This is a genomic window from Achromobacter insolitus (assembly GCF_002209555.1).
Classification (GTDB): domain Bacteria; phylum Pseudomonadota; class Gammaproteobacteria; order Burkholderiales; family Burkholderiaceae_B; genus Achromobacter; species Achromobacter insolitus.
Map to the genome: position 1 here is coordinate 13,751 of NZ_NJIF01000010.1, position 21,603 is coordinate 35,353.

General features: G+C 66.1%; 21 protein-coding genes. 13 read left to right on the top strand and 8 right to left on the bottom strand.

All coding sequences use genetic code 11. The annotated features are described in order from the left end of the window. The first annotated feature begins 63 nt into the window (after window positions 1-63). Together CEY08_RS24315 and CEY08_RS24320 are read left to right on the top strand one after the other, a co-directional pair. A complete protein-coding gene (locus CEY08_RS24315; protein WP_076813844.1) occupies window positions 64-1,701 on the top strand; it encodes a GMC family oxidoreductase in 1,638 nt (545 codons plus the stop codon). Window positions 1,702-1,787: 86 nt separating this feature from the next. Beyond that, window positions 1,788-3,128, top strand: coding sequence for an MFS transporter (locus CEY08_RS24320; RefSeq protein WP_042793826.1), 1,341 nt, complete (start codon window positions 1,788-1,790; stop codon window positions 3,126-3,128). Window positions 3,129-3,180: 52 nt separating this feature from the next. Here CEY08_RS24320 and CEY08_RS24325 read toward each other — a convergent pair whose 3' ends face one another. From CEY08_RS24325 to CEY08_RS24335, 3 genes are all read right to left on the bottom strand, one after another. Next, the gene (locus tag CEY08_RS24325; protein ID WP_076813846.1) at window positions 3,181-4,191 is read right to left on the bottom strand and encodes an aldo/keto reductase; all 1,011 of its coding nucleotides are present in this window, start codon (window positions 4,189-4,191) and stop codon (window positions 3,181-3,183) included. 337 nt (window positions 4,192-4,528) lie between these two features. Further along, window positions 4,529-5,581 (bottom strand): serine hydrolase domain-containing protein, encoded by a 1,053-nt coding sequence (locus tag CEY08_RS24330; RefSeq protein ID WP_170946340.1) that lies wholly within the window; start codon window positions 5,579-5,581, stop codon window positions 4,529-4,531. Between the two features lie 25 nt (window positions 5,582-5,606). Then, window positions 5,607-6,803 carry a pyridoxal-phosphate-dependent aminotransferase family protein gene (locus CEY08_RS24335; RefSeq protein ID WP_076813848.1) on the bottom strand — a complete coding sequence of 399 codons (1,197 nt, stop codon included), beginning with the start codon at window positions 6,801-6,803 and terminating at the stop codon, window positions 5,607-5,609. A gap of 222 nt (window positions 6,804-7,025) precedes the next feature. Between CEY08_RS24335 and CEY08_RS24340 the strand changes: the two genes are divergently transcribed. From CEY08_RS24340 to CEY08_RS24370, 7 genes are all read left to right on the top strand, one after another. After that, window positions 7,026-7,757, top strand: a complete 732-nt coding sequence (locus CEY08_RS24340) for a GntR family transcriptional regulator (protein WP_408609586.1) — start codon at window positions 7,026-7,028, stop codon at window positions 7,755-7,757. A 95-nt stretch (window positions 7,758-7,852) separates the two neighbouring features. Then, window positions 7,853-9,424 carry an ABC transporter substrate-binding protein gene (locus tag CEY08_RS24345; protein ID WP_076813850.1) on the top strand — a complete coding sequence of 524 codons (1,572 nt, stop codon included), beginning with the start codon at window positions 7,853-7,855 and terminating at the stop codon, window positions 9,422-9,424. Window positions 9,425-9,489: 65 nt separating this feature from the next. Continuing rightward, window positions 9,490-10,407 carry an ABC transporter permease gene (locus tag CEY08_RS24350; RefSeq protein WP_063639843.1) on the top strand — a complete coding sequence of 306 codons (918 nt, stop codon included), beginning with the start codon at window positions 9,490-9,492 and terminating at the stop codon, window positions 10,405-10,407. A gap of 1 nt (window position 10,408) precedes the next feature. Next, window positions 10,409-11,326 carry an ABC transporter permease gene (locus CEY08_RS24355; protein WP_076813853.1) on the top strand — a complete coding sequence of 306 codons (918 nt, stop codon included), beginning with the start codon at window positions 10,409-10,411 and terminating at the stop codon, window positions 11,324-11,326. Between the two features lie 2 nt (window positions 11,327-11,328). Further along, window positions 11,329-12,318, top strand: a complete 990-nt coding sequence (locus CEY08_RS24360) for an ABC transporter ATP-binding protein (protein WP_042793831.1) — start codon at window positions 11,329-11,331, stop codon at window positions 12,316-12,318. Further along, the gene (locus tag CEY08_RS24365; RefSeq protein WP_063962386.1) at window positions 12,315-13,286 is read left to right on the top strand and encodes an ABC transporter ATP-binding protein; all 972 of its coding nucleotides are present in this window, start codon (window positions 12,315-12,317) and stop codon (window positions 13,284-13,286) included. Before CEY08_RS24360 ends, CEY08_RS24365 begins: the two co-directional genes overlap by 4 nt. Beyond that, a complete protein-coding gene (locus CEY08_RS24370) occupies window positions 13,283-14,677 on the top strand; it encodes a M20 family metallopeptidase (protein ID WP_076813855.1) in 1,395 nt (464 codons plus the stop codon). The genes CEY08_RS24365 and CEY08_RS24370 overlap by 4 nt, the downstream gene beginning before the upstream one ends. 43 nt (window positions 14,678-14,720) lie before the next feature. On the opposite strand, the gene CEY08_RS24375 is transcribed toward CEY08_RS24370, so the two are convergent. Next, window positions 14,721-15,341 carry a TetR/AcrR family transcriptional regulator gene (locus tag CEY08_RS24375; protein ID WP_063639847.1) on the bottom strand — a complete coding sequence of 207 codons (621 nt, stop codon included), beginning with the start codon at window positions 15,339-15,341 and terminating at the stop codon, window positions 14,721-14,723. Between the two features lie 104 nt (window positions 15,342-15,445). Between CEY08_RS24375 and CEY08_RS24380 the strand changes: the two genes are divergently transcribed. From CEY08_RS24380 to CEY08_RS24390, 3 genes are all read left to right on the top strand, one after another. Then, window positions 15,446-15,856 (top strand): carboxypeptidase regulatory-like domain-containing protein, encoded by a 411-nt coding sequence (locus CEY08_RS24380; protein ID WP_232033851.1) that lies wholly within the window; start codon window positions 15,446-15,448, stop codon window positions 15,854-15,856. A gap of 140 nt (window positions 15,857-15,996) precedes the next feature. Further along, complete coding sequence (locus CEY08_RS24385) at window positions 15,997-16,572, top strand: hypothetical protein (protein WP_082900715.1); 576 nt, start codon at window positions 15,997-15,999, stop codon at window positions 16,570-16,572. Window positions 16,573-16,697: 125 nt separating this feature from the next. Next, the gene (locus CEY08_RS24390) at window positions 16,698-17,675 is read left to right on the top strand and encodes a Bug family tripartite tricarboxylate transporter substrate binding protein (RefSeq protein ID WP_063962384.1); all 978 of its coding nucleotides are present in this window, start codon (window positions 16,698-16,700) and stop codon (window positions 17,673-17,675) included. A 51-nt stretch (window positions 17,676-17,726) separates the two neighbouring features. Here the strand turns inward: CEY08_RS24390 and CEY08_RS24395 are convergent, their stop codons facing one another. The 3 genes from CEY08_RS24395 to CEY08_RS24405 form a co-directional block, all read right to left on the bottom strand. Continuing rightward, window positions 17,727-18,044, bottom strand: coding sequence for a hypothetical protein (locus tag CEY08_RS24395; RefSeq protein ID WP_076813857.1), 318 nt, complete (start codon window positions 18,042-18,044; stop codon window positions 17,727-17,729). Next, the gene (locus tag CEY08_RS24400; protein WP_076813859.1) at window positions 18,034-18,540 is read right to left on the bottom strand and encodes a 2-thiouracil desulfurase family protein; all 507 of its coding nucleotides are present in this window, start codon (window positions 18,538-18,540) and stop codon (window positions 18,034-18,036) included. The genes CEY08_RS24395 and CEY08_RS24400 overlap by 11 nt, the downstream gene beginning before the upstream one ends. 91 nt (window positions 18,541-18,631) lie before the next feature. Then, entirely contained in the window at window positions 18,632-18,898 is a 267-nt protein-coding gene (locus tag CEY08_RS24405; RefSeq protein WP_042793837.1) for a hypothetical protein, read from the bottom strand. Window positions 18,899-18,992: 94 nt separating this feature from the next. Here CEY08_RS24405 and CEY08_RS24410 point away from each other — a divergent pair, with 94 nt between their 5' ends. Next, the gene (locus tag CEY08_RS24410; RefSeq protein ID WP_076817737.1) at window positions 18,993-19,787 is read left to right on the top strand and encodes an AraC family transcriptional regulator; all 795 of its coding nucleotides are present in this window, start codon (window positions 18,993-18,995) and stop codon (window positions 19,785-19,787) included. A gap of 32 nt (window positions 19,788-19,819) precedes the next feature. On the opposite strand, the gene CEY08_RS24415 is transcribed toward CEY08_RS24410, so the two are convergent. Continuing rightward, on the bottom strand, window positions 19,820-21,529 hold the full coding sequence (locus CEY08_RS24415; protein WP_063639855.1) for an NYN domain-containing protein: 1,710 nt from the start codon (window positions 21,527-21,529) through the stop codon (window positions 19,820-19,822). Window positions 21,530-21,603 lie beyond the last annotated feature (74 nt).

The window sequence follows — 21,603 nt, forward strand, 5'->3', positions numbered from 1 at the left end:
ACAAGCAGGGTAAACGCGCCGTAGGCCAGGCGCGGCGCCCGGCTGCAGGGAGAGCTTGCGGACATGTCCGATACCGTGGATTACATCGTGGTTGGCGCCGGCTCGGCCGGATGCGTGATGGCCAACCGGCTGAGCGCCAACGGCACGCATAGCGTCTGCCTGCTTGAAGCCGGCCCCAAGGACAGCTACCCGTGGATACACATACCGATCGGCTACGGCAAGACGATGTTCCACAAGGTGGTGAACTGGGGCTACTACACCGACCCCGATCCCGGCATGCTGGACCGCCGCATCTATTGGCCGCGCGGGCGCACGCTGGGCGGATCCAGCGCCATCAACGGCCTGATCTATATCCGCGGCCAGCGGCAGGACTACGACGCCTGGGCCACGGCCGGCAATCCGGGCTGGAGCTGGGACGAATGCCTGCCCTACTTCCGCAAGCTCGAAAACAATGACCTGGGCCCCGGCCCCACGCGCGGTACCGAAGGCATGCTCAATGCCACGTCGATCAAGACGCCGCACCCCTTGGTGGAGGCCTTGATCGATGCCGGGCAAAAGCTGGGGCTGCCCCGCTTGCAGGATTTCAATGGCGGCGACCAGGAGGGGGTGGGCTACTACCAGCTCACCACGCGCAATGGCCGCCGCTGTTCCACCGCCGTGGCCTACCTGCGCCCCGCCCAGGGCAGGAGCAACCTGCGCGTGGAAACCGATGCGCACGCCATGGCCGTGCTGTTCGAGGGCCGCCGCGCCTGCGGCGTGCGCTACCGGCGCGACGGCCAAGTCCACACTCTGCGCGCGCGCCGCGAAGTCGTGCTGTGCGCCGGCGCGCTGCAATCGCCGCAGTTGCTGCAGCTGTCCGGCGTCGGCCCGGCCGCCCTGCTGCGCCAGTTCGGCATCGGCGTGGTGCGCGACCTGCCCGGCGTGGGCGAAAACCTGCAGGACCATCTGCAGATCCGCCTGATCTACGAAACCACGCGCCCCATCACCACCAACGACCAGTTGCGCAGCCTGTTTGGACGCGCGCGCATGGGCCTGGAGTGGCTGCTGTTTCGCGGCGGGCCCCTGGCCGTGGGCATCAACCAGGGCGGCGTGTTCTGCCGCGTCGATCCGGCCAGCCGCACGCCCGATACCCAATTCCATTTCGCCACACTGTCGGCCGATATGGCCGGCGGCAAGGTGCATCCATTCTCAGGCTGCACGTATTCCGTCTGCCAGTTGCGGCCGTCGTCGCGCGGCCGCGTGCGCCTGCGCAGCAGCGACCCTTTCGAAGCGCCGTCGATGCAGCCGAATTACCTGTCGACCGAACTGGATCGCGGCATGGCCGTGGCGGCGGTGAAGTACGCGCGGCGGCTGGCCGCCACCGAACCGCTGGCCGGGCTGATGAAGCGTGAATTCCGGCCCGGGCACGAGGTGCGCACGGACGACGAGATCCTGCACTTCTGCCGCGAGTACGGCGCCACCATCTTCCACCCCTCGGGCACCGCCAAGATGGGTCCGTCCAGCGACCCCATGGCGGTCGTGGACGAGCGCCTGCGGGTGCATGGCGTGGCGGGGCTGCGCGTGGTGGACTGTTCGATCATGCCCACGCTGGTGTCGGGCAACACCAATGTGCCGGTGATCATGCTGGCCGAACGCGCGGCCGACTTCATTTTGCAGGACCTCAGGCAAGCGCAGCCACAGGCGCTGCGCGTCGCCGCCTGAATCGGAGATGACGGACCCCGGATAGCGGAACCCCAAGGCGCAGGACAACGCAGATTGATCCACCGCCCCACCAAAGGAGACTAGACATGGCCAAGCAAAACGAAGCCGCGGTGCGCAAAGTCGTCGCCGCGTCGCTGATCGGCGCCACCATCGAGTGGTACGACTTTTTCCTGTATGGCGTCGTCGCGGGCATCGTGTTCAACAAGTTGTACTTCCCCACGGGCGATCCGGTGGTCTCGACGATGCTGGCGTACACCACCTTCGCCGTCGGTTTCGTCACCCGGCCCCTGGGCGGGCTGATATTCGGCCACTTCGGCGACCGCATCGGCAGAAAGAGCATGCTGGTGCTGACGCTGATGATCATGGGCATCGCCACTTTCCTGATCGGCCTGGTGCCCACGTACGACAGCATCGGCATCTGGGCGCCGATCCTGCTGCTTCTGCTGCGCGTGTTCCAGGGGATCGGGCTGGGCGGAGAATGGGGCGGCGCCGTGCTGATGGCGTACGAATACGCGCCGCCCGGCAAGAAGGGCTTCTACGCCTCGTTGCCGCAGATCGGGCTGGCGATCGGGCTGTGCCTGGCCTCCGGCACGGTCGCGCTGCTGTCCACCCTGTTGACCGACGCGCAGTTCATGGCCTGGGGCTGGCGCATCGCCTTCCTGGCGTCGGCCGCCATGGTGCTGGTGGGCATGTATATCCGCCTGAACATCAAGGAAACGCCGGAGTTCGCGGCGGTAAAGGCCAACAACGCCGAAAGCCGCATCCCCTTCTTCGACATGCTCAAGCGCTACCCCGGCAATGTCTTCAAGGGCATGGGCGCGCGCTACATCGACGGCGTGTTCTTTAACGTGTTCGGCGTGTTCTCGATCTCGTACCTGACGCAGACGGTGCAGATCTCGCGCACCGAGGCGCTGATCGGCGTAATGGCCGCGGCGCTCGTGATGTGCTTTTTCATTCCCTTCTTCGGCCGCCTGTCCGACCGCATCGGCCGCACCCGCGTCTATTTCTGGGGTTCGCTCATTACCGCGGCGGCGTCTTTCCCGGGCTTCTGGCTGATGCTCAACAACCAGGGCAGCGTCATGCTGATCTGGCTGGCCATCATCATCCCGTTCGGGATCCTGTACGCCGCCGTTTATGGCCCCGAGGCAGCGCTGTTCTGCGAGCTTTTCGACGCGAAGGTGCGCTACACCGGCATTTCGTTCGTGTATCAGTTCTCGGGAATTTTCGCCTCGGGCATCACGCCCATCATCGCCACCGCGCTGTTGAAGACGGGCGGCGGCCAGCCTTGGCTGATCTGCCTGTACGTGCTGTTCGCGGGCGTGGTGTCGGCAGTGTGCGCCATGCTGATCGGACGCGGTGCGCAGCCCGCTGACATGGAGGCGGCAACGCCGCCCGCCATGCCGCGCGGAGGATGGGGCAAGGCCTGAACGTGAACGCGCCGGCCGCAAGGGCCGGCGCATCGCAACAGGGCTTTGGGCGTCAGGCCGCCGTTACCGGGCGGCCGTAAAACGGATAGTTGGGATCGTTGTAGCCGTGGCTGGACGCATGGCCCGGCGTCACCCAATCGTTGACGATGGCTTCGTCCTCGGCCGTGATCTTCACGTCCAGGGCCGCGTAGTAGTCCTCCATCTGCGCCAAGGTGCGGGGCCCGGCGATGACGGCGGTGACGATGGGGTTGGCCAGCACCCAGGCAGTGGCGAAATGCCCGGCCTGCGCGCCGCGCGCAGCGGCATGGGCCACCAGCTTCTGCGCGATTTGCAGGGATTCTTCGCGAAACTCGGTCGCGAGGATGCGGCGGTCTCCGCGCCCGGCACGGCTGTCGGCCGCGGGCGCCTGGCCCGGCAGGTACTTGCCGGTCAGCACGCCGCGCGCAATGGGACTGTAAGGCACCACGCCCAGGCCATAGTGCTTGCAGGCGGGCAGGATTTCGACTTCCGGGCCGCGATTGAGCATGTTGTAGTAAGGCTGGCACACCACCGGTTGCGGCACGCCCATTTTTTCGCACAGGCGCATCACCTCGGCGATGCGCCAGCCGCGGAAGTTGGACAGTCCGAAGCTGCGCAGCTTGCCCGCGCGGATCAGGTCGCCCAGCGCCCACAGGGCTTCCTCGAGGTTTTCCTCGTGGTAGTCGCGATGCAGGTAGAGGATGTCCATGAAGTCGGTGCCCAGGCGCGCGAGGCTGTCCTCCACGCCCCGTATCAACCACTGACGCGAATAGTGCGCCTGGTTCGGGCCGGTGCCGACAGCGTTGCCGATCTTGCTGGCGAGCACCCAGTCATGGCGCTGGCCCTTGAGCAGCTTGCCCACGACCTCTTCGGAGCGGCCGCCGTTGTAGACGTCCGCCGTGTCGATGAAGTTCAGGCCATGATCGCGCGCGGACGCGACGATGCGCGCGGCTTCGTCGTCGGGCGTCTGCTCGCCGAACATCATGGTGCCCAGGCATAGCGGCGATACCCGGAGATTGCTCCGGCCGAGTCTGCGGTAGTTCATGGTTGGCTTCCTCTCATTCACGGAAATGGATTAGACGCGAGCATGCAACGGCAAGCGCGCGCCAGTCAAATTCGCGTCCCAGGCATTCTTGGCTGGATCGTGAGTGATCGGTTTGTACGGCTGGGGTTCTTGAGTCGCCGGCATCTGCCCATGAACGGGATCCAAAGCCAATGCATCAAGCGACTGCCAGCCGAGGACCCCGGAGCCATACGAAGCGCAGCCCCACCGGGGCGAGCATCGGAATGGCGCAGGGCAGCCTCGGCGGCTAATGAACTCCGGCATCCGCAAGCTCGAAGCCCCTGGATTCTGACCATCAAAAAGCCAAGCCAAAAATGCTCTAGCCCCCAGCATCGACCGCGCCCAGGATCTTGCCGAACAACGCATCCGCATGCGCCGAATCCAGCCAGCGCACGATCACCACCATCTGCCGCTCCGGCTCCACCCAGGTAAACGAACTGCCTGCCCCCACGCCAAAGAAGCTGGAAGCCGGCACGCTCGGAAACACGCGGCCTTCATGGTTCAGCCAGATCAGGTAGCCGTAATACGGCGCGATGGCGCATGGCGTGCGCATGTCGCGGATCCACTCGCTGGACAGGATGCGGCGGCCATTGGCCATGCCGTCATTCAGCAGCATCTGGCCGATCAGGGCCTGGTCGCGCGCGCTGATGGACATGCCGCCGCCCCAGTGCGAGCCGCCCGGCACGGACGGCATGCGCTGCCCGTCGATCTCGACCCAGGCATTGTCGTAACCCACCCATTGCCAATCTTCGCTGGCGCCAATGGGCCGCGTGACGGCCTCGCGGAAGATCTCGGGCAAGGGCTTGCGAAACAGGTGCAGCAACGCGTACGACAGCTGGTTGATGCGCACATCGTTGTATTCCCAGTACGTTCCCGGACGCTGCAGGGGCCGCGCATCGCCTTTCTTGCCGCCGGGCGGCACACCAAAGGTAACGGCGCGGTAGCGGTCGGCCTGGTCGGATACGCCGAAGCGCTCGCCCTCCCATTCGCTGGTCTGCTGCAGCAGGTGGCGCCAGGTAATGTCGGCGTTCTGCCCTTCGTCAAAGCCGATGCCCGGCACGCGCTTGCCTACAGGTTCGTCCACGTCCGGCAGCAGGCCGCGGTCGTGCGCCACGCCGGCCAGGATCGCCAGGTACAGCTTGGCAACGCTGAAGGTCAGGTCGGCCCGATCGGGCTCGCCCCAGGACGCGATGGTTTCGCCGCGCACGGTCACTACGCCGGACACCGGGCCGCGGTCGTGGATCGGACCCAACAGGCGGTTCCAGGGCGGCGGATCGTTCAGGTGCACGCCGAAGTTGCCTTTGACGCTGCGGTCCCAGGTGGATTCGTGGTCATTGGCGAACTGGATCGCTTGCTGCATGAGTGCGTTCATTGTTTCCCTCGTTATGTGTCTTGTGTCAGGCCGGGGCGCTTGCGCGTTCCCCGGCCAGGAATTCCATTGCGGCCTGCACCCCGCCCGGACGATGCGGCACGCCTGCCGCGGCCAGGCCCATTTCCACGCCTGCCAGCGTTCCGCACAGCGTGAGGTCGTTGAAGTGGCCCAGATGCCCAATGCGGAACACGCGGTCGGCGAGCTTGCCCAGCCCCTGCCCCAACGACATGTCGAAACGTTCCAGGACGAGCTTGCGGAAAGCGTCGGCGCCATGGCCCTGCGGCATGATCACCGCTGTCAGCGCCGCACTGTGCGCGGTCGGATCCAGGCTCAGGAGTTCCAGTCCCCAAGCGGCCACCGCGAGGCGCGCCGCTTGCGCGTGGCGACTGTGGCGCGCATAGACCTGCGGCAGGCCTTCCTCGCGCAGCATGGCCAGGGCTTCGTGCAATCCGTACAGCAGGTTGGTCGATGGCGTGTAGGGGAAATAGCCGCGGGCATTGGCGGCGAGCATTTCGCGCCAATCCCAATACGAGCGCGGCAGCCGCGCGTCGTCGGCCGCGGCCAGGGCGCGCGCGCTGAGGGCGTTGAACGCCAGCCCCGGCGGCAGCATCAAGCCCTTTTGCGAGCCGGCCACCGTCACATCCACGCCCCATTCGTCGTGGCGATAGTCGATGGAACCCAGCGATGAGATCGTGTCCACCATCAACAGCGCCGGATGCGCCGCGCCGTCGATCGCGGCGCGCACGGCCGCAATATCGCTGGTCACCCCGGTGGAAGTTTCGTTATGCACGACGCACACGGCCTTGATGCCGTGCGCGGTGTCTTCGGCCAGCCGGGCTGCGATGGCCGCCGCGTCCACCGGATGCCGCCAGTCGCCTTCCAGGAAATCCACTTCCAGGCCCAGCCGCCCAGCCAGCTTGCGCCACAGGCTGGCGAAATGGCCGGTTTCCACCATCAGCACACGGTCGCCCGGAGACAGCGTATTGACCAGCGCGGCCTCCCACGCCCCGGTGCCGGACGACGGAAAGATGACCACCGGGGATTGCGTCTGGAAGACCTGTTTGACGCCTTCCAGCACTGCCAGCCCGAGCGCGCCGAATTCCGGACCCCGATGATCGATGGTGGGCTGGTCTATGGCGCGCAGCACACGGTCGGGCACATTGGTCGGCCCCGGAATCTGCAGGAAATGCCGGCCGGACGGATGACTGTTCAGGGTAAGCATGCGTAGTCCCAAAGTGGAATATTTTTGTATACCAACGAAAGGCGCCAAGCAAACAAGCAGGAGATGCCCGGCATGCGGACTTGCGGCATGCGTCACTCTATCCCATTGTTTTTACGTTAATAACCTAGGGTATACACCCATCGGGCCGGCAACAGGACCGGGTATATAGTCTGGCAAAACACGGGGAATTTTTGTATACCAATGAGCAGCGTTTCCAGCCTGATGCCTGATTCCGGCGCCGCCAGCGTGGCCGCCGAAACCGCGCCGCCGACTGCGGCCCGCGGCGCGGGCAATGGCCGCACGCTGCCCGCCACAGTGGCCGGGCAATTGCGCGAACGCATCATCCAGGGCGAATTCCCGCCCGGCGCACGCCTGAACGAACGCGCGCTGTGCGACTTGCTGGGCGTGTCCCGCACGCCGTTGCGCGAAGCGTTCCGCGTGCTGGCCGCCGAAGGGCTGGTGCAAATCGAACCGAACCGCGGGGCGCAGGTCGTCGCGTTATCGGAAGCGAACATCCGCGAAGCCTTCGAGGTCATCGGCGGGCTGGAAGCCATGTCGTGCCGGCTGGCCTGTGAGCGGGCCACGGACACCGAGATCGCCGAGATCCGCGCGCTGACCTACGAAATGATGGCCAGCCATGCGCGCCACGACCTGCCCACCTACTTTCGCACCAATCGCGAGATCCACGAACGCATCAGCCTGGCCGCGCACAACAGCCTGCTCAAGCAGCTGTACGACGCCCAGAACGCCCGCATCCAGAACCTGCGCTTTGTCTCGAACGAGAACCGGCAGAAATGGGATCTGGCCATGCGCGAACACATCGAAATGGCCGAGGCCCTGGAGGCGCGCGACGCCGACCGGCTGTCGGGCATCATGCGCCAGCACCTGCAGCGCAAGTGCGATGCCGCGCTGAAGACGCTGGGCATTCCACCCGCGGCCGCCGATTCCGGCTGACCCGTGCTCGGGCGCGAGCAGGACAGCGGGCCGCGCCGCCCGCGACCAGATGGCAGATGAGCAGTACGTGCAGTGACTTCCACAGGAGCCTCACCATGACTGATTTCCGCATCACCCCCGCAGCACCCGCGCCGTCCTGGCGCCACGCCGTTCCGCTCAAGACGCTTGCAGCCGCGATGCTGGCCTGCGCCACGCTGGCGGCCCAGCCAGCGCTGGCGGGCAAAAAGGACGACACCTTGCGCATGGCCTATGACCAGGCTCCGGAAAGCGTGGATCCTTACTACAACAACGTGCGGATAGGCGTCATCATTGCCGCCAATGTCTGGGACACCCTGCTCTACCGCGATCCGGTCACCAACGAGTACAAGGGCCAGCTCGCCAAGAGCTGGAAGCAGGTCGACGACAAGACCATGGAATTCGAGCTGCGCGAAGGCGTCAAATTCCATAACGGCGAGGAGTTCGACGCCGACTCGGTGGTGTATACGCTGAACTACGTGGCCGACCCGAAGAACAAGGCCGTGACGCAGCAGAATGTGGCGTGGATCGACAAGGTCGAGAAAATCGACAAGTACAAGGTGCGCCTGACCACCAAGGAGCCCTTCCCCGGCGCCAAGGAGTACCTGTCCACGACCGCCGCCATCCATCCCGCCAAGTACTACCAGGAAGTCGGCCCCAAGGGTATGAACGCCAAGCCTGTGGGCTCCGGTCCATACAAAGTGGTGGACTACCAGCCCGGCAAGTCGATCACGCTGGAACGCAACGCCGACTACTTCAAGGAGTCGCCCAAGGCCCAACCCAAGATCGGCAAAGTGGTGATCCGCTTCATCCCCGACCGCCAGACGCAGATGGCCGAAGTCATCTCGGGCGGCGAAGACCTGATCATGAGCGTTCCCAAGGACCAGGCGGAGCAACTGGGCGGCATGCCCACGCTGCAGATGGTCACCGGCAACACCATGCGCATCGTCTTCATGCAGATGAATATCCAGGAAGGCACGCCGGCGCCCCAGCTCGAGGATGAGCGCGTGCGCCGCGCCATCATCCACGCCATCGACCGCGAGTCCATGCTGAAGAACATCGTGGGCGAAGGCGGCGGCCTCATCAACACCATCTGCACGCCGTCCCAGACGGGCTGCACCCAGGACGGCGCGCCCGTCTACAAGTACGACCCGGCGCAAGCCAAGAAGCTGCTGGCCGAGGCCGGCTATCCCAATGGCTTCGACATCGACCTGGTGGCCTACCGTGAACGCAACCAGACCGAAGCCATCATCAACTACCTGCAAGCGGTCGGCATTCGCGCCAAGCTCAACTTCCTGCAATACGCCGCCATGCGCGACATGATCCGGGCCAACAAGGCATCCCTCACGCACCAGACCTGGGGTTCCAACCTGGTCAACGACGTGTCGGCGTCCACGCCGGTGTATTTCGCCTTCGGCAACGACGACATCACCCGCGATCCGCAAGTGCGCGATCTGCTCAACAAGGGTGACCGCACCATCGACAGCGGCGCGCGCAATGCCGCCTACAAGCAGGCGCTCGATCTGATCGCACAGAAGGCCTACGCGGTGCCGCTGTGGACCCTGCCTGCTTACTACGTGGCCACCAAGGACGTGAACTTCAAGCCCTACTCGGATGAGCTGGTGCGCTTCTGGGACATGAGCTGGAAGTGAGGCGCGGGCTCGCGCCGGCCCTGCGATGCGCCGGGCCGGCGTGAACCCAACGAAGAGGAAGCCCTATGCTGTATTTCACGATCAGGCGCCTGGGCCTGGCGGTGCTGGTGGCACTGACGGTATCCATCCTGGCGTTCCTGCTGCTGCATTTGTCCGGCGATCCGGCTCTCGCCCTGGCCGGCGAAGGCGCGCGCCAGGCCGATATCGACATGATCCGCAAGACCTACGGCCTGGACCGGCCGCTGATCGTGCAGTATGCGGACTGGCTCTGGCATATCCTGCAGGGCGACTTCGGCACCTCGGTGTACTTCAAGACCGAGGCCGGACCATTGATCCTCTCCAAGCTCAAGACCACGCTGCTGCTGGGCCTGGGCGCGCTGGCCTTCGCGCTGCTGATCTCGATTCCGCTGGGGGTGCTGGCCGCGCTCTACAAGGGCAGCCTGATCGACCGCGCCTGCCTGGCCATCGCCGTGCTGGGCCAGGCGCTGCCGAACTTTTTCTTCGCCCTGATCCTGATCATGCTGTTCTCGATATCGCTGCGGCTGCTGCCGGTGTCGGGCAGCGGCAGCTGGCAGCACTTTGTCATGCCGGCCATCGCGCTAGGCTATTACGTCGCCCCGGCCTTCATGCGCCTGATCCGCGCCGGCATGATCGAAGTCCTGGCCGCCGACTACATCCGCACCGCCCGGGCCAAGGGCCTGCCGGCGCGCAAGATCGTCTTCAAGCACGCGTTGCGCAACGCCATCGTGCCGGTGGTGGCGTTGGCCGCGGTGCAGCTGGGCTACCTGCTGGGCGGCTCGGTCGTCATAGAAACCATCTTCGCCCTGGACGGCCTGGGCTACCTGGCCTATCAAAGCATCACCTACAAGGACTATCCCGTGATGCAGCTCATCGTGCTGCTGCTGTCGGTGCTCTATGTGCTGCTGACCCTGGCGGCCGACGTCGCCAACGCGTGGCTCGACCCGCGCATCCGGGTGTCCTGACATGCGCGCGCCCTCCCCGACTCCGTCCGTGCCCGGCGCTCCCGCCCCGGCGCCGCTGGAACTGTCCGCCTCTGCCCTGCGCTGGCGCCGGTTGCGCCGCAACAAGGCGTTGCTGGCCGGCGGCGGCATTCTGCTCGTGATCGTGCTGATCGCGCTGTTCGCGCCCTGGATCTCGCCGCACGATCCCTATTACCAGGACCTGGCCTACCGCACTGCGCCCCCCGTCTGGTACGCCAAGGGCACCTGGCTGCATCCGCTGGGCACCGACCAGCTTGGGCGAGACTACCTGTCGCGCCTGTTCTACGGCGCCCGCATCTCGCTGTTGATCGGCATCAGCGTGGCGTTGATCTCCGGCCTGATCGGCACGGCCATGGGCATGGCGGCCGGCTACTTCGGCGGCAAGACCGACATGGCGGTGTCGTTCCTGATCACCACCCGCCTGTCCATGCCCGTCATCCTGGTGGCGCTGGCCACCGTCGCCATCGTCGGCGGCTCGCTCTGGGTCGTCATCCTGGTGCTGGGACTGCTCAAGTGGGACCGGTACGCGGTAGTCATGCGCAGCGCCACGCAACAGGTGCGCTCCCTGGAGTACGTGGCCGCGGCGCAAGCGGCGGGCGCGTCCACCTGGCGCATCGTCTGGGGCGAGGTGCTGCCCAACGTGGTGCCGCAGCTGATCGTGATCGCCACGCTGGAGGCTGCCAGCGCGATCCTGCTGGAAGCCTCTCTCTCTTTCCTGGGCCTGGGCGTGCAACCGCCGCTGCCCTCCTGGGGCCTGATGATCTCCGAGGCCAAGGCCTACATGTTCTTTTCATTCTGGTTGATCGCCATTCCCGGATCGGCGCTGGCCTTGTTGATCTTCGCGATCAACCTGGCCGGCGACGGGCTGCATCAGCTGCTGACGCCCGAAGAGAGAGCGTGACCATGATCGACAACGAAATCGTCCTGGACGTGGATGGACTCACCGTCGACATCGCCACGCCGCGCGGCACGCTGCACGCCGTGCGCGACGTCTCCTTCCAGGTCAGGCGCGGCGAAACGCTCTGCCTGGTGGGGGAATCGGGTTGCGGCAAGTCCATGACCTCGCTGGCCATCATGGACCTGTTGCCCAAAGCGGCGCGGCGCGCCACGCGCCGGCTCTCGGTGTTGGGCGAGGACCTGTCGTCCGCGCGCGGGCGGCGCGTCAATGCGTTGCGCGGCAGGAAGATGGCGATGATCTTCCAGGAACCCATGACGGCGCTCAATCCCGCCTACGCCATCGGCGAACAATTGACCGAGCACTATATCCATCACTGCAAGGCGAGCGCGCAACAGGCGCGCGACCGCGCGGTAGAGCTGCTGGAAAAGGTAGGCATTGCTTCGGCCGCGCAGCGGCTCTCGCAGTATCCGCACCAGCTGTCCGGCGGCCTGCGCCAACGGGTAATGATCGCCATGGCGCTGATGTGCGGCCCGGAACTGCTGATTGCCGATGAGCCCAGCACCGCGCTGGACGTCACCATCCAGGCGCAGATCCTGCGGCTGCTGGCCGATCTGCAGGCCGAGCTCGGCATCGCCATGGTGCTGATCACACACGATCTGGGCGTGGTGGCGCGCATCGCGCGCCAGGTTGCCGTGATGTATGCCGGCCAGATCGTGGAGGAAGGACCGGTCGCGGAGCTCTTCGCCTCGCCCCGCCATCCCTACACGCAGGGCTTGCTGGCCTGTATCCCCGTGCCAGGGCGCACGGCCCCCGGCGCAGCGCTGGGCACCATACCGGGCGTCGTGCCTGCGCTGGTCGGCCAATTGCAGGGCTGCGCCTTCTTCGACCGCTGCCCCCATGCGCAAGCGCAATGCCGCAACGAGGTGCCCGTGCATGACGCGGCCTCAGGACAGCGGTGGCGCTGCATCCTCCATCCAGAAGGAGTCTTGGCATGAGCCCCTTGCTGCAAGCCGACGCCGTCAGCAGGCAGTTCTCGATCCGCTCGGGCATGTTCCGGCCTCGCAGCACGCTGCATGCCGTCAATGGCGTGGACCTGGCGGTGGAGCGTGGCTCGGTGCTGGGTATCGTGGGCGAATCAGGCTGCGGCAAGTCCACGCTGGCCCGCATGCTGCTGGGGCTGACGCCGCCAAGCGCAGGGGCGATCCGCCTGGACGGACAGGACATCCGCACCCTGGGCCGGCGAGCCCTGGCCCGCCGCGTGCAGCCGATCTTCCAGGATCCGTATTCGTCGCTGAATCCGCGACGCTCGATCGCCTCCATCGTGTCGCTGCCGCTGGAAGTGCACGGCATCGCCAATCCGAAGCAGCAGAAAGCCATCGAGATGCTGGAACGCGTCGGGCTGCCGCCGCGGCTGGCCCACAACACGCCGGGCCAGTTGTCCGGCGGGCAGCGCCAGCGCGTGGCCATCGCGCGGGCGTTGGTGATGCATCCGGAGATCGTCATCTGCGACGAGCCCACCTCGGCGCTGGACGTATCGGTGCAGGCCCAGATCATGAATCTGCTGATGGACCTGCGCCGCGACTTCAACCTGACCTATGTATTCATCAGCCACAACCTGGCCGTGGTCGAGCACATCGCCACCCACGTGGCGGTGATGTACCTGGGACGCGTAGTCGAGTCCGCCGCCACCGCGCAACTGTTCCATGATCCGCGCCACCCGTACACCCAAGCCCTGCTGGCGTCGGTACTGACGCCCGAGCCCGGCCTGGGCATTCCCGATATGGGCCTGGGGCTGTCTTTCCCCGACCCGCTGCGTCCGCCTTCGGGCTGCCCCTTCCATCCCCGTTGCCAGCAGGCCATGGCGCTATGCAAAACTGAACGCCCGGCGCTGACGCTGCGCGCGCAAGCCGTGGTGGCCTGCCACCTCTACCCCTCTTCCTCCGACGGAGCCCAGCCATCATGACCCGTGCACAAGCCATCGCCCAGGCCGAGCAGTGTTTCGATTCCGGCGCATTCCGCGCCCTGCTTGCGCGCCGCCTGGCGCAACCCACGGAAAGCCAGAATCCGGACCGCGCCCCTGAACTCGCCGCCTATCTGGAAGCCGATATCCGGCCCGCCTTCGAAGCCATGGGCTTCACCTGCCGCACGCTTACCCACCCCAAGGCGCTGGCGCCCTTTCTGTATGCGGAGCGCATCGAAGACCCTGCCTTGCCCACCGTGCTGGGCTATGGCCACGGAGACGTGATCCGCGGCCTGGAAAAGGAATGGAAGCAAGGGCTGTCCCCTTGGACGCTCACCGAGTCGGAAGGCCGCTGGTACGGGCGCGGCATTGCCGACAACAAGGGCCAGCACACCGTCAACATGGAAGCGTTGAGGCTGGTGCTGGAAACACGCGGAAAGTTGGGGTTCAACACCAAATACTTGATCGAGATGGGCGAGGAAACGGGCTCCATGGGCCTGCGCGAACTATGCGAGGAACATCGCGCGCTGCTGGCGGCGGACCTCTTGATCGCCTCGGACGGGCCGCGGCTGAGCGCTGAGCGGCCCACCCTCTTCCTGGGCGCGCGCGGCAGCCTGAACTTCGACCTCAGCATCGAAGCCCGCGCAGGCGGCCACCATTCCGGCAACTGGGGCGGCCTGATCTCCAACCCCGGCATCCAGCTGGCCCACGCCATCGCCACCCTGGTCTCGCCCACCGGCCAGATCCGCATCCCGGAATGGGTGCCGCGCGAGCTGCCCGATGCGGTGCGGCGCGCCCTGGCCGACTGCCAGGTGGACGGCGGCACCGATGGCCCCGACATCGAGCCGTGGTGGGGCGAGCCCGGCCTGTCGCCGGCCGAACGCGTATTCGGCTGGTGTTCGTTCGAGGTGCTGGCCTACAAAACCGGCAACCCGGACACCCCCGTCAACGCCATCCCACCCCGAGCCTGGGCGCGCTGCCAATTGCGCTTCGTGGTGGGTGTGGACCCTGACGATCTGGTGCCCGCCCTGCGCCGCCACCTGGATCGCCAGGGGTTTCCCATGGTGAAGATCGCGCTCACGCGCGAAAACATGTTCCGCGCCACGCGCATCGACCCCGACGACGCCTGGGTGCGCTGGGCAGTGGACTCGCTGGAGCGCACGTCCGGCGCCAAGACCGCCGTGCTGCCCAACCTGGGCGGCTCCCTGCCCAACGACATCTTCACCGACGTGCTGGGCCTGCGCACGATCTGGGTGCCACACTCCTATCCCGGCTGCTCCCAGCACGCGCCAAACGAACACCTGCCGCCAGCGCTGCTGCGCCAGGGGCTGAGCCTGATGACCGGACTGTACTGGGACCTGGGCGCGGGCGGCACGCCGGCGCTGGAGCGTTAAGGCCGGCGGCTGTAGCGGGCAACGGCCAAAAAAAAGCCTCCGGCTAGGAGGCTTGTCGTTGTCGTTTGCGTATCCCGTCCAAGAGCAGATCGGTGATGAATTCCGCCAGAACCAAGCGCCGGCCCGCATCCGGCGTTTGCCTTGTGAAGCGTTCGATGATGCCCATCAGCGATTGCGCGAACCAATCGGACGGAATGTCTTCGCGGAACAGGCCGGCCTGCTGTTCGGCGGCCACGTTGCCGGCGATCAACGCCACCAGCTCGTCCTTCAATGCCTCCGCCTCGGCGGCCTGGAAGAAGCCGATGCGGGTCAGGTTGGGATCTTCCTGCAGGATGGCGAGCAGGCCGCTCACGCCCTGGCGGATGCGCCCGGCCAGTTCAGCCCCCTGCAGGTCGTCCGGCAGGCGCGCCTGGCCGATGGCCTGGCGCAGGCGCTGGGCGAACATGCCCACCAGCTCGTCGTAGGCTGCCTGCTTGCTGGGGAAGTACTGATAGAAGACAGGTTGGGTCACGCCGGCCCGGGCGACGATGTCGCTGATCCGGGTATGCTGGAATCCGCGCTCCGCGAATTCCGCCGCCGCGACCTCCAGGAGCTGTAGCCGTGTGCGTTCACCCTTGGTGAGACGCTTGTCTTGCGGTAAAGAAGTGGGTCGTGCCGTAATCATCGCGAGAAAATACTACCCTTCGGCGCTTTTAGCCACTGCTTTCAATGACTGTTTCCAGCGCAGATACATCCATTGCAATATCATCCCCAAGGCGCTTGCCTACTGTGGCTGTCCTGATTCTTGGCAGCCTGATATCGGGCTGCGTGCCCTACCCCGTCTACAAGACCATGCAGCCGGACGCCCAGGCCATCGTGCTGGATGAAAATTCCCAGCCCCTGGCGGATGCGCGGGTCGTCCTGATCAGCAGCACTTACCCGTACGGCCGGGAACAATTCCGCAATGAAACCCGCAGCGCCGCCGATGGCAGCGCCACGTTCAAGGCCCTGAAAGAGTGGCGCGCCGAATCGATGATGATCCACGGGGCGCAGGTGTATTTCTGGAACTGGTGCGTGGAAAAAGCGGGTTACGAAACCTACCAGACCCTGGACCGCGATGCCGCGCTCTTCAACCACAAACCGCAGATCCCATTGCGCCCAGGCGAGTCGCGTTCCTGCAACAACTGGCCAGACCGTTAGAACCTGCCCGTCCACGCTGAAATCAGTTGAAATCTCCGAAGCGCTTGAGACACTTTATGGAGGCGGCCAGGCGGTAAAGTAGGACTATCGGCCCGGACCTGGCGTTACGCCGGCTCCCGGGACGGATCAGGAGCAAGATCATGAAGCGGTTTTCTGGCCGTATGGCCATCGTCGCGGCGCTGGCGCTGGCCGTGGCAAGCGCGCCCGCCATGGCCGGCGGGCGTGGCGGCGGTTACTGGGGCGGCGGCCACGGCGGATATCACGGCGGTGGCTATCACGGCGGATATCACAATTACCATGGCGGCAGCAGCAGTTCCGACGGCTGGTGGATAGGCGGCGCCTTCGCGCTGGCCACCATAGGCCTGCTGCTGGCGGCCGACTCCGGGCCCACTTATACCCAGGCCGGCGTCTACTCGTCGGGCGTGGGCTACACCAGCCCGCCAGTCTACACAGCCCCCGTATACAACGCCCCGGTATACGAGGCGGCTCCCGTTTACAGCGCGCCGCAGCCTCAGTACGAGCCGGTGCAATATGAGTCCACGGCGCCCGTCAACAGCGCCCAGGCCAGCGCCACCCTGGACTGCCAGCGCTGGGCCATGAACCAAAGCGGTTACGACCCGGCCACCATCACGCAATGGACCACCCAAGTCATGGTGGATTCCTATAACCGCGCGCTCGATTCCTGCATGACCAGCCGCGGCTACCGCGCCCACTGAAAGCGCATACCGGGTATTCCCGCTTGCCCTGCCGCGCCGGCCTGCACACACTGCATGCCGGCGCGCCTCATTGAAGGGCCGCCGCGTCCTGGCGGATCGGCCGCCGGGCATATAAAGGGGAAAGCATGTTGAATTTCAAGCGGATCGCGGGGGTGTGCGCCATCGGCGCAGCCTGCGCATTCTCTGCCGCCAGCTACGCGCAGTCCGACGCCAAGTCCCAGGCCATGACCATCGTCGTGCCCTACGGCGCGGGTGGCATCGTCGACAACACTGCGCGGGCCTTCGCGCAGAAGCTTGCGGCGGAACTGGGCCGGCCCGTGGTGGTGGAGAACCGCGGCGGCGCCGGCGGCATGATAGGCATGAACACGGTGGCCCGGGCGCATGACGAGAACACCCTGGCCTTTACGGCCGTCAGCCCGGTCACGCTGTCGCCGCACGTGATGAAGACACTGTACGACCCCTTGAAGGACCTGGCGCCCGTGGCCGCCGTCATGTATTCGCCCGTCTATCTGGTGGGTGGCCCGAAGTTCACCGGCAAGACATTCCAGGACATGCTCTCCCAGGCCAAGGCCGACCCCGGCGGCCTGTCGCTGGCGACCGCGGGCGTGGGTTCGCTGGGGCACCTGATGCTGGAGCAGATCAATGGGCAGGCCGACGTGCGCATTACCCACGTGCCGTACAAAGGCATGGCGCAGATGGTGCCCGATGCCCTGGGCGGCCAGTTCACCCTGATGCTGGTCAATGCGTCGGGCCCGATCAATGCGCTGATCGATGAAGGCAAGCTCACCCTGCTGGCCGTGGGCTCGCCGGCCCGCCTGCCAGCGAGACCAGGCACGCCCACGCTGGCCGAATTGGGCTATCCCATGGCCAACATGACCTCTACCTTTGGGTTTTTTGCGCCCGCGACCACCAGTCCGGACTTCCGCAAGCGCATGAACGGCCTGATCAACCGCATCGCCGCCATGCCGGACATCAGCAAACCGCTGACGGACGCGCTGAATATCATGTCGCCCGGCACCGTCGAGCAGTTCAGCGCCCAGGTGCAGAAGGAGTACGCGGACAACGGTCAGATCGTAAAGCGGGCCAATATCCGCAGTGAATAGACGGCGGTGAATCGGAGGCGCTCCGTCAAACGCGCCCGTGTGGCAGGCGGCTCAGCGCCGCCAGCCACGCCAGGCGCACAGCAGGCCAAAGACCAGCAAGGCGCCGGCCGGCAGCACCCAGACGAACCCCGAATCCGTGTAGACCACCTGATCTACCGGGTCGTAATAGCGGCCCAGTTCGTTGAAATCCCACTTCAGGTACTGCGCATACCAGATATAGAAAAAGAAGGCCGACAACGCGAGGCTCATCCCGGCAGCCAAACGCAACAGGCCCGTGCTGCGTCCGGCGCGCGCCGCAATCTTCCATGTCAGGATTGCGCATCCCGCCACGCCCAGCAGCACGAGCAGGTCGCCGGCATCAAGGCCCATCGGCGGCCTCCAGGCGGGCCAGACAGTCCTGGGCTTCCTGCCATTGCTTTTCACTGAAGACGCACAAGCCCGCCCGCGCCAGGAGTGCTGCCGTCACGCCGACTCCGGGCTGCCTGCGGCCAGCAAAATGGCCGTCGTACACATAGCCGCTGCCGCAGGATGGGCTGCCCTCCTTGAGGACCGCAATGCCGATTGCGTGCTTGCGCGCGGTTGCCAGCGCGGCTTGCGCGCCTTGCACGAAGGGTGCCGTCACGTCCTCGCCTGAAACCGCCACCACGCGGGCACGGCCGGCCAATACCGCCGCCGCGTCCGCGGCCGGCTCTATCTCCGCGGGTGGACGCGGGACGGGCATGCCGCCCGCCATTTCCGGGCAGACGACGACCACCCGGCCCTCTTCCCGCCACCGGGCAAGCACGGGATTGTCATGGGAAACGCCACGGCCGTCGTAGCGCACGGGGTTGCCCAACAGGCAGGAACTGACCAGAACATATTGCATGCGTCGTCCGACATGAGGGGCCGCAAGCCCCGGATACAAGCACGCATGATAGAGCACCGGTGCCGCAATCCGGCTGCTCGCCAACCCTGCGTCAGCTGCCGGCGGCACCCATTTTTCGCATCCAGGCGCGCAGAGCGGGATCACGGACCTGCAGCACATCGAACAGGCCCAATGCGTTCAGGGCGGGCAATGCCGCCTGGATGTCCTGGCGCGCATCGGCCAAGGCCTGGGCCGATGCCTGCGGGTCGAGGCAGACGCGGGCATTTGCAAGAAATGCCCCAACCGTCCCCTTGCGTACGACCACGCCATTGAAGTCTCCTGCCTCCATGCCGTCCGGCAAGACATCGTGTGCTTTCATGCGCTGCTCCAGTTGAATCCATACAGGGTTACGATAGATCCGCCGGCCTGGCAAAACTGCGTTGTTATGGCCATTCAATACGGTGTTTCTGCCAATGCCACATCCTGCTTCCCTACCGCCCCTGCTGGATCCGGCGCTCGCCCGCTCCCGCAGCGGCCCCCGCTTGATCGCCGTGCGCCTCGAGGACGGCGCGCTGCGGCACACCGCCTTGCATCGGCACGCCAGGGGGCAATTGCTGGGCGCCCAGCATGGTTTGTTGACGGTTTACGCCGGCGACCAGCAATGGGTGGTGGCGGCAAGGCAAGCCGTCTGGATTCCGCCCAATCACCCGCATGGCCTGTACTCCCATGGGCCCTATGCCGGCTACAGTGCCTATCTGAGCCCGGCGGCGTGCGCGGGCCTGCCGGCAGCCCCCTGCGTGCTGCATGCCTCCGCCCTGCTGCTGGCCGCCGTCGACCGCGCCTCGTCCTGGCGCGACGACAAGACCAGTCCTGCGCGCAGCCGTCTCACAGAAGTGATCCGGGACGAGATCCGCACCTTGCCGCGTGCCGGCCAGGCCCTGCTGCTGCCCGGCGACCCGCGGCTGCAGCGGCTGGCGCTAACGCTGTCGGCCCAGCTTTCCGACCTGCGGACGCAGGACCAATGGGCTGCCTCGATCGGCATGTCGCCGCGCACGCTGGCTCGCCGCTTCCTGGCGGAAACCGGGCTGACCCTGGGTGCGTGGCGACAACGCGCCCGGCTGATGCGGGCGCAGGAAATGCTGGCTGAGGGCGCCGCCGTGACGACGGTGGCGCTGGAACTGGGTTACGACAACGTCAGCGCCTTCATTGCCATGTTCAAGCGCGAACTGGGCGCGACGCCAGGCCGCTACAGCGGCCCGGCCGACTAGGGCGTGTCAGCCCCTCGCACCCATTCGCGGACTCAGGACTCTTCGGCCTTCTTGCTGGCGCGGCGCGCGCGCGGGGCTGCTTTGGCGGCAGCCTTGCCGGCGGTCTTCGAGGCAGGCTTGGCGGGAGCCGGCGTATCGGCTGCCGCCACCGGCTCAGCCGCAACCGGAGCAGCCGTCGCGGTCTTGGCGGCAGTCTTCTTCGCAGGAGCGCGGCTGCGGCTTGCGGCCCGCTTCGCAGCAGGCTTGTCCGCCGTGGACGAGTCAGCGGCCGGGCTGCTGGCCTCGTCCCGGGCGGCCGCCCGGGCCATGCCGCCCTCGAACGGATCGGATACCTTGGCAGGCGCCTTGCCGGAAGATTCGCGGCGGCTTTCTGCCGCCGGTTCGGCAAAGGTCCATTCGGCGATGTTCACCGCGGGCAAGGGCTGGCGCGCTTGCGGCAAGGGCTTGGGCATCGGCGGCAGCCTGGAAGGCTGGAAAGGCTTGGGCGCCTGCGCCCGCGCCAGCGCATCCGCTCGCATGGCGTCGACCCTGGCGGCGTCCGCTTGATCTTCCGTTTGCCTGGCAACGTCGGCGGCCGGCGCAGCGGGCGTCTGCACGGCCGCAGCCACCGCGGCCGGCGCTTCGGATGCCGCTTGGGAGGACGGACCCGGCGCAGCCGCTGCCCAAGCCTCGGCAGACGTGGCAGCGTTCTCGCCGCTTACGTCGCCAGAACCTTGCTCGGCAGCCTGGCGATTGGCCTTGGCCTCCCCGCCGGACTTGCGGCCGCCGCGCGATTTACGGCCAGACCGGGAGCCTGATTCTTCCTGGACCGCGGCGACTTGCGTATCGCCCGTGTCGGTCACGGCCGGCTGGCGAGCCGGCGCGGTACGGGCGCCACCGTTGACCGTGGCACGATCCGCCGCCGGCGCGCCACCCGCGCTGTCGCGGTACACATAGGTGCCGGCGTTTTCCTCGCGCCCCACTTCCAGAAGGCCGCGGGACTGCGCCTCGTCCAGCAGATTGCCGAAGGCGCGAAAGCCGTAGTAGGACTCGTTGAAATCGGGTCGGCGGCGCTTGAGCGCGTCCTTCAAGGCCGAAGCCCAGATCTTGCCGCTGTCGCCGCGTTCGGCCATGAGGTCTTCGAACGTTTCCGCGACCATCTCCACGGCCTGGGTCTTGCGGGCCTCGAGTTCTTCCTTGCGGCGGCGTTCTTCGTCGGGCGTACGGCGTTGCTGGTTGGCTGCGCCGCCGCGATTGTCGCGGCGCGCGTCCGCCGCGCGCTGGCCTTCGCGCGCCAGATCGTCATAGAAAATGAACTCGTCGCAGTTGGCGATGAGCAGGTCCGAGGTGGATTGCTTCACGCCCACGCCGATCACTTTCTTGTTGTTCTCGCGCAGCTTGGACACCAGGGGCGAAAAATCGGAATCGCCGCTGATGATCACGAAAGTATTGACGTGCGACTTGGTATAGCAGAAGTCCAGCGCGTCCACGACCAGCCGGATGTCGGCCGAATTCTTGCCGGACTGGCGCACATGTGGAATCTCGATCAGCTCGAAGTTGGCCTCGTGCATGGGGGCCTTGAATTCCTTGTAGCGCTCCCAGTCGCAATAGGCTTTCTTGACCACGATGCTGCCCTTGAGCAGCAGCCTTTCCAGCACCGGCCGGATATCGAACTTCTGGTATTTGGTGTCGCGCACGCCCAGCGCCACGTTCTCGAAATCACAGAAAAGCGCCATGCTGACGTTTTCGTTGGGGGTATTCATGGTTTGCTCCAATGCTGCGGCAGCCGGGCTGAAGCCGCCAGATGACGCCCATGATATACATATCTGCCTCCCGT

Excerpts from the sequence above, each read along its gene's own strand:
- CEY08_RS24395 (WP_076813857.1), bottom strand. The coding sequence starts at position 18,044 with ATGGGCCTTGATGCCGGCGACCTGCTCGTGCTGCTGGGCGTGGCGGGA.
- CEY08_RS24365 (WP_063962386.1), top strand. The coding sequence starts at position 12,315 with ATGAGCCCCTTGCTGCAAGCCGACGCCGTCAGCAGGCAGTTCTCGATC.
- CEY08_RS24405 (WP_042793837.1), bottom strand. The coding sequence starts at position 18,898 with ATGAAAGCACACGATGTCTTGCCGGACGGCATGGAGGCAGGAGACTTC.
- CEY08_RS24385 (WP_082900715.1), top strand. The coding sequence starts at position 15,997 with ATGAAGCGGTTTTCTGGCCGTATGGCCATCGTCGCGGCGCTGGCGCTG.
- CEY08_RS24390 (WP_063962384.1), top strand. The coding sequence starts at position 16,698 with ATGTTGAATTTCAAGCGGATCGCGGGGGTGTGCGCCATCGGCGCAGCC.
- CEY08_RS24400 (WP_076813859.1), bottom strand. The coding sequence starts at position 18,540 with ATGCAATATGTTCTGGTCAGTTCCTGCCTGTTGGGCAACCCCGTGCGC.
- CEY08_RS24370 (WP_076813855.1), top strand. The coding sequence starts at position 13,283 with ATGACCCGTGCACAAGCCATCGCCCAGGCCGAGCAGTGTTTCGATTCC.
- CEY08_RS24325 (WP_076813846.1), bottom strand. The coding sequence starts at position 4,191 with ATGAACTACCGCAGACTCGGCCGGAGCAATCTCCGGGTATCGCCGCTA.
- CEY08_RS24415 (WP_063639855.1), bottom strand. The coding sequence starts at position 21,529 with ATGAATACCCCCAACGAAAACGTCAGCATGGCGCTTTTCTGTGATTTC.
- CEY08_RS24315 (WP_076813844.1), top strand. The coding sequence starts at position 64 with ATGTCCGATACCGTGGATTACATCGTGGTTGGCGCCGGCTCGGCCGGA.
- CEY08_RS24410 (WP_076817737.1), top strand. The coding sequence starts at position 18,993 with ATGCCACATCCTGCTTCCCTACCGCCCCTGCTGGATCCGGCGCTCGCC.
- CEY08_RS24335 (WP_076813848.1), bottom strand. The coding sequence starts at position 6,803 with ATGCTTACCCTGAACAGTCATCCGTCCGGCCGGCATTTCCTGCAGATT.
- CEY08_RS24350 (WP_063639843.1), top strand. The coding sequence starts at position 9,490 with ATGCTGTATTTCACGATCAGGCGCCTGGGCCTGGCGGTGCTGGTGGCA.
- CEY08_RS24330 (WP_170946340.1), bottom strand. The coding sequence starts at position 5,581 with ATGAACGCACTCATGCAGCAAGCGATCCAGTTCGCCAATGACCACGAA.
- CEY08_RS24375 (WP_063639847.1), bottom strand. The coding sequence starts at position 15,341 with ATGATTACGGCACGACCCACTTCTTTACCGCAAGACAAGCGTCTCACC.
- CEY08_RS24340 (WP_408609586.1), top strand. The coding sequence starts at position 7,026 with ATGCCTGATTCCGGCGCCGCCAGCGTGGCCGCCGAAACCGCGCCGCCG.
- CEY08_RS24345 (WP_076813850.1), top strand. The coding sequence starts at position 7,853 with ATGACTGATTTCCGCATCACCCCCGCAGCACCCGCGCCGTCCTGGCGC.
- CEY08_RS24360 (WP_042793831.1), top strand. The coding sequence starts at position 11,329 with ATGATCGACAACGAAATCGTCCTGGACGTGGATGGACTCACCGTCGAC.
- CEY08_RS24320 (WP_042793826.1), top strand. The coding sequence starts at position 1,788 with ATGGCCAAGCAAAACGAAGCCGCGGTGCGCAAAGTCGTCGCCGCGTCG.
- CEY08_RS24355 (WP_076813853.1), top strand. The coding sequence starts at position 10,409 with ATGCGCGCGCCCTCCCCGACTCCGTCCGTGCCCGGCGCTCCCGCCCCG.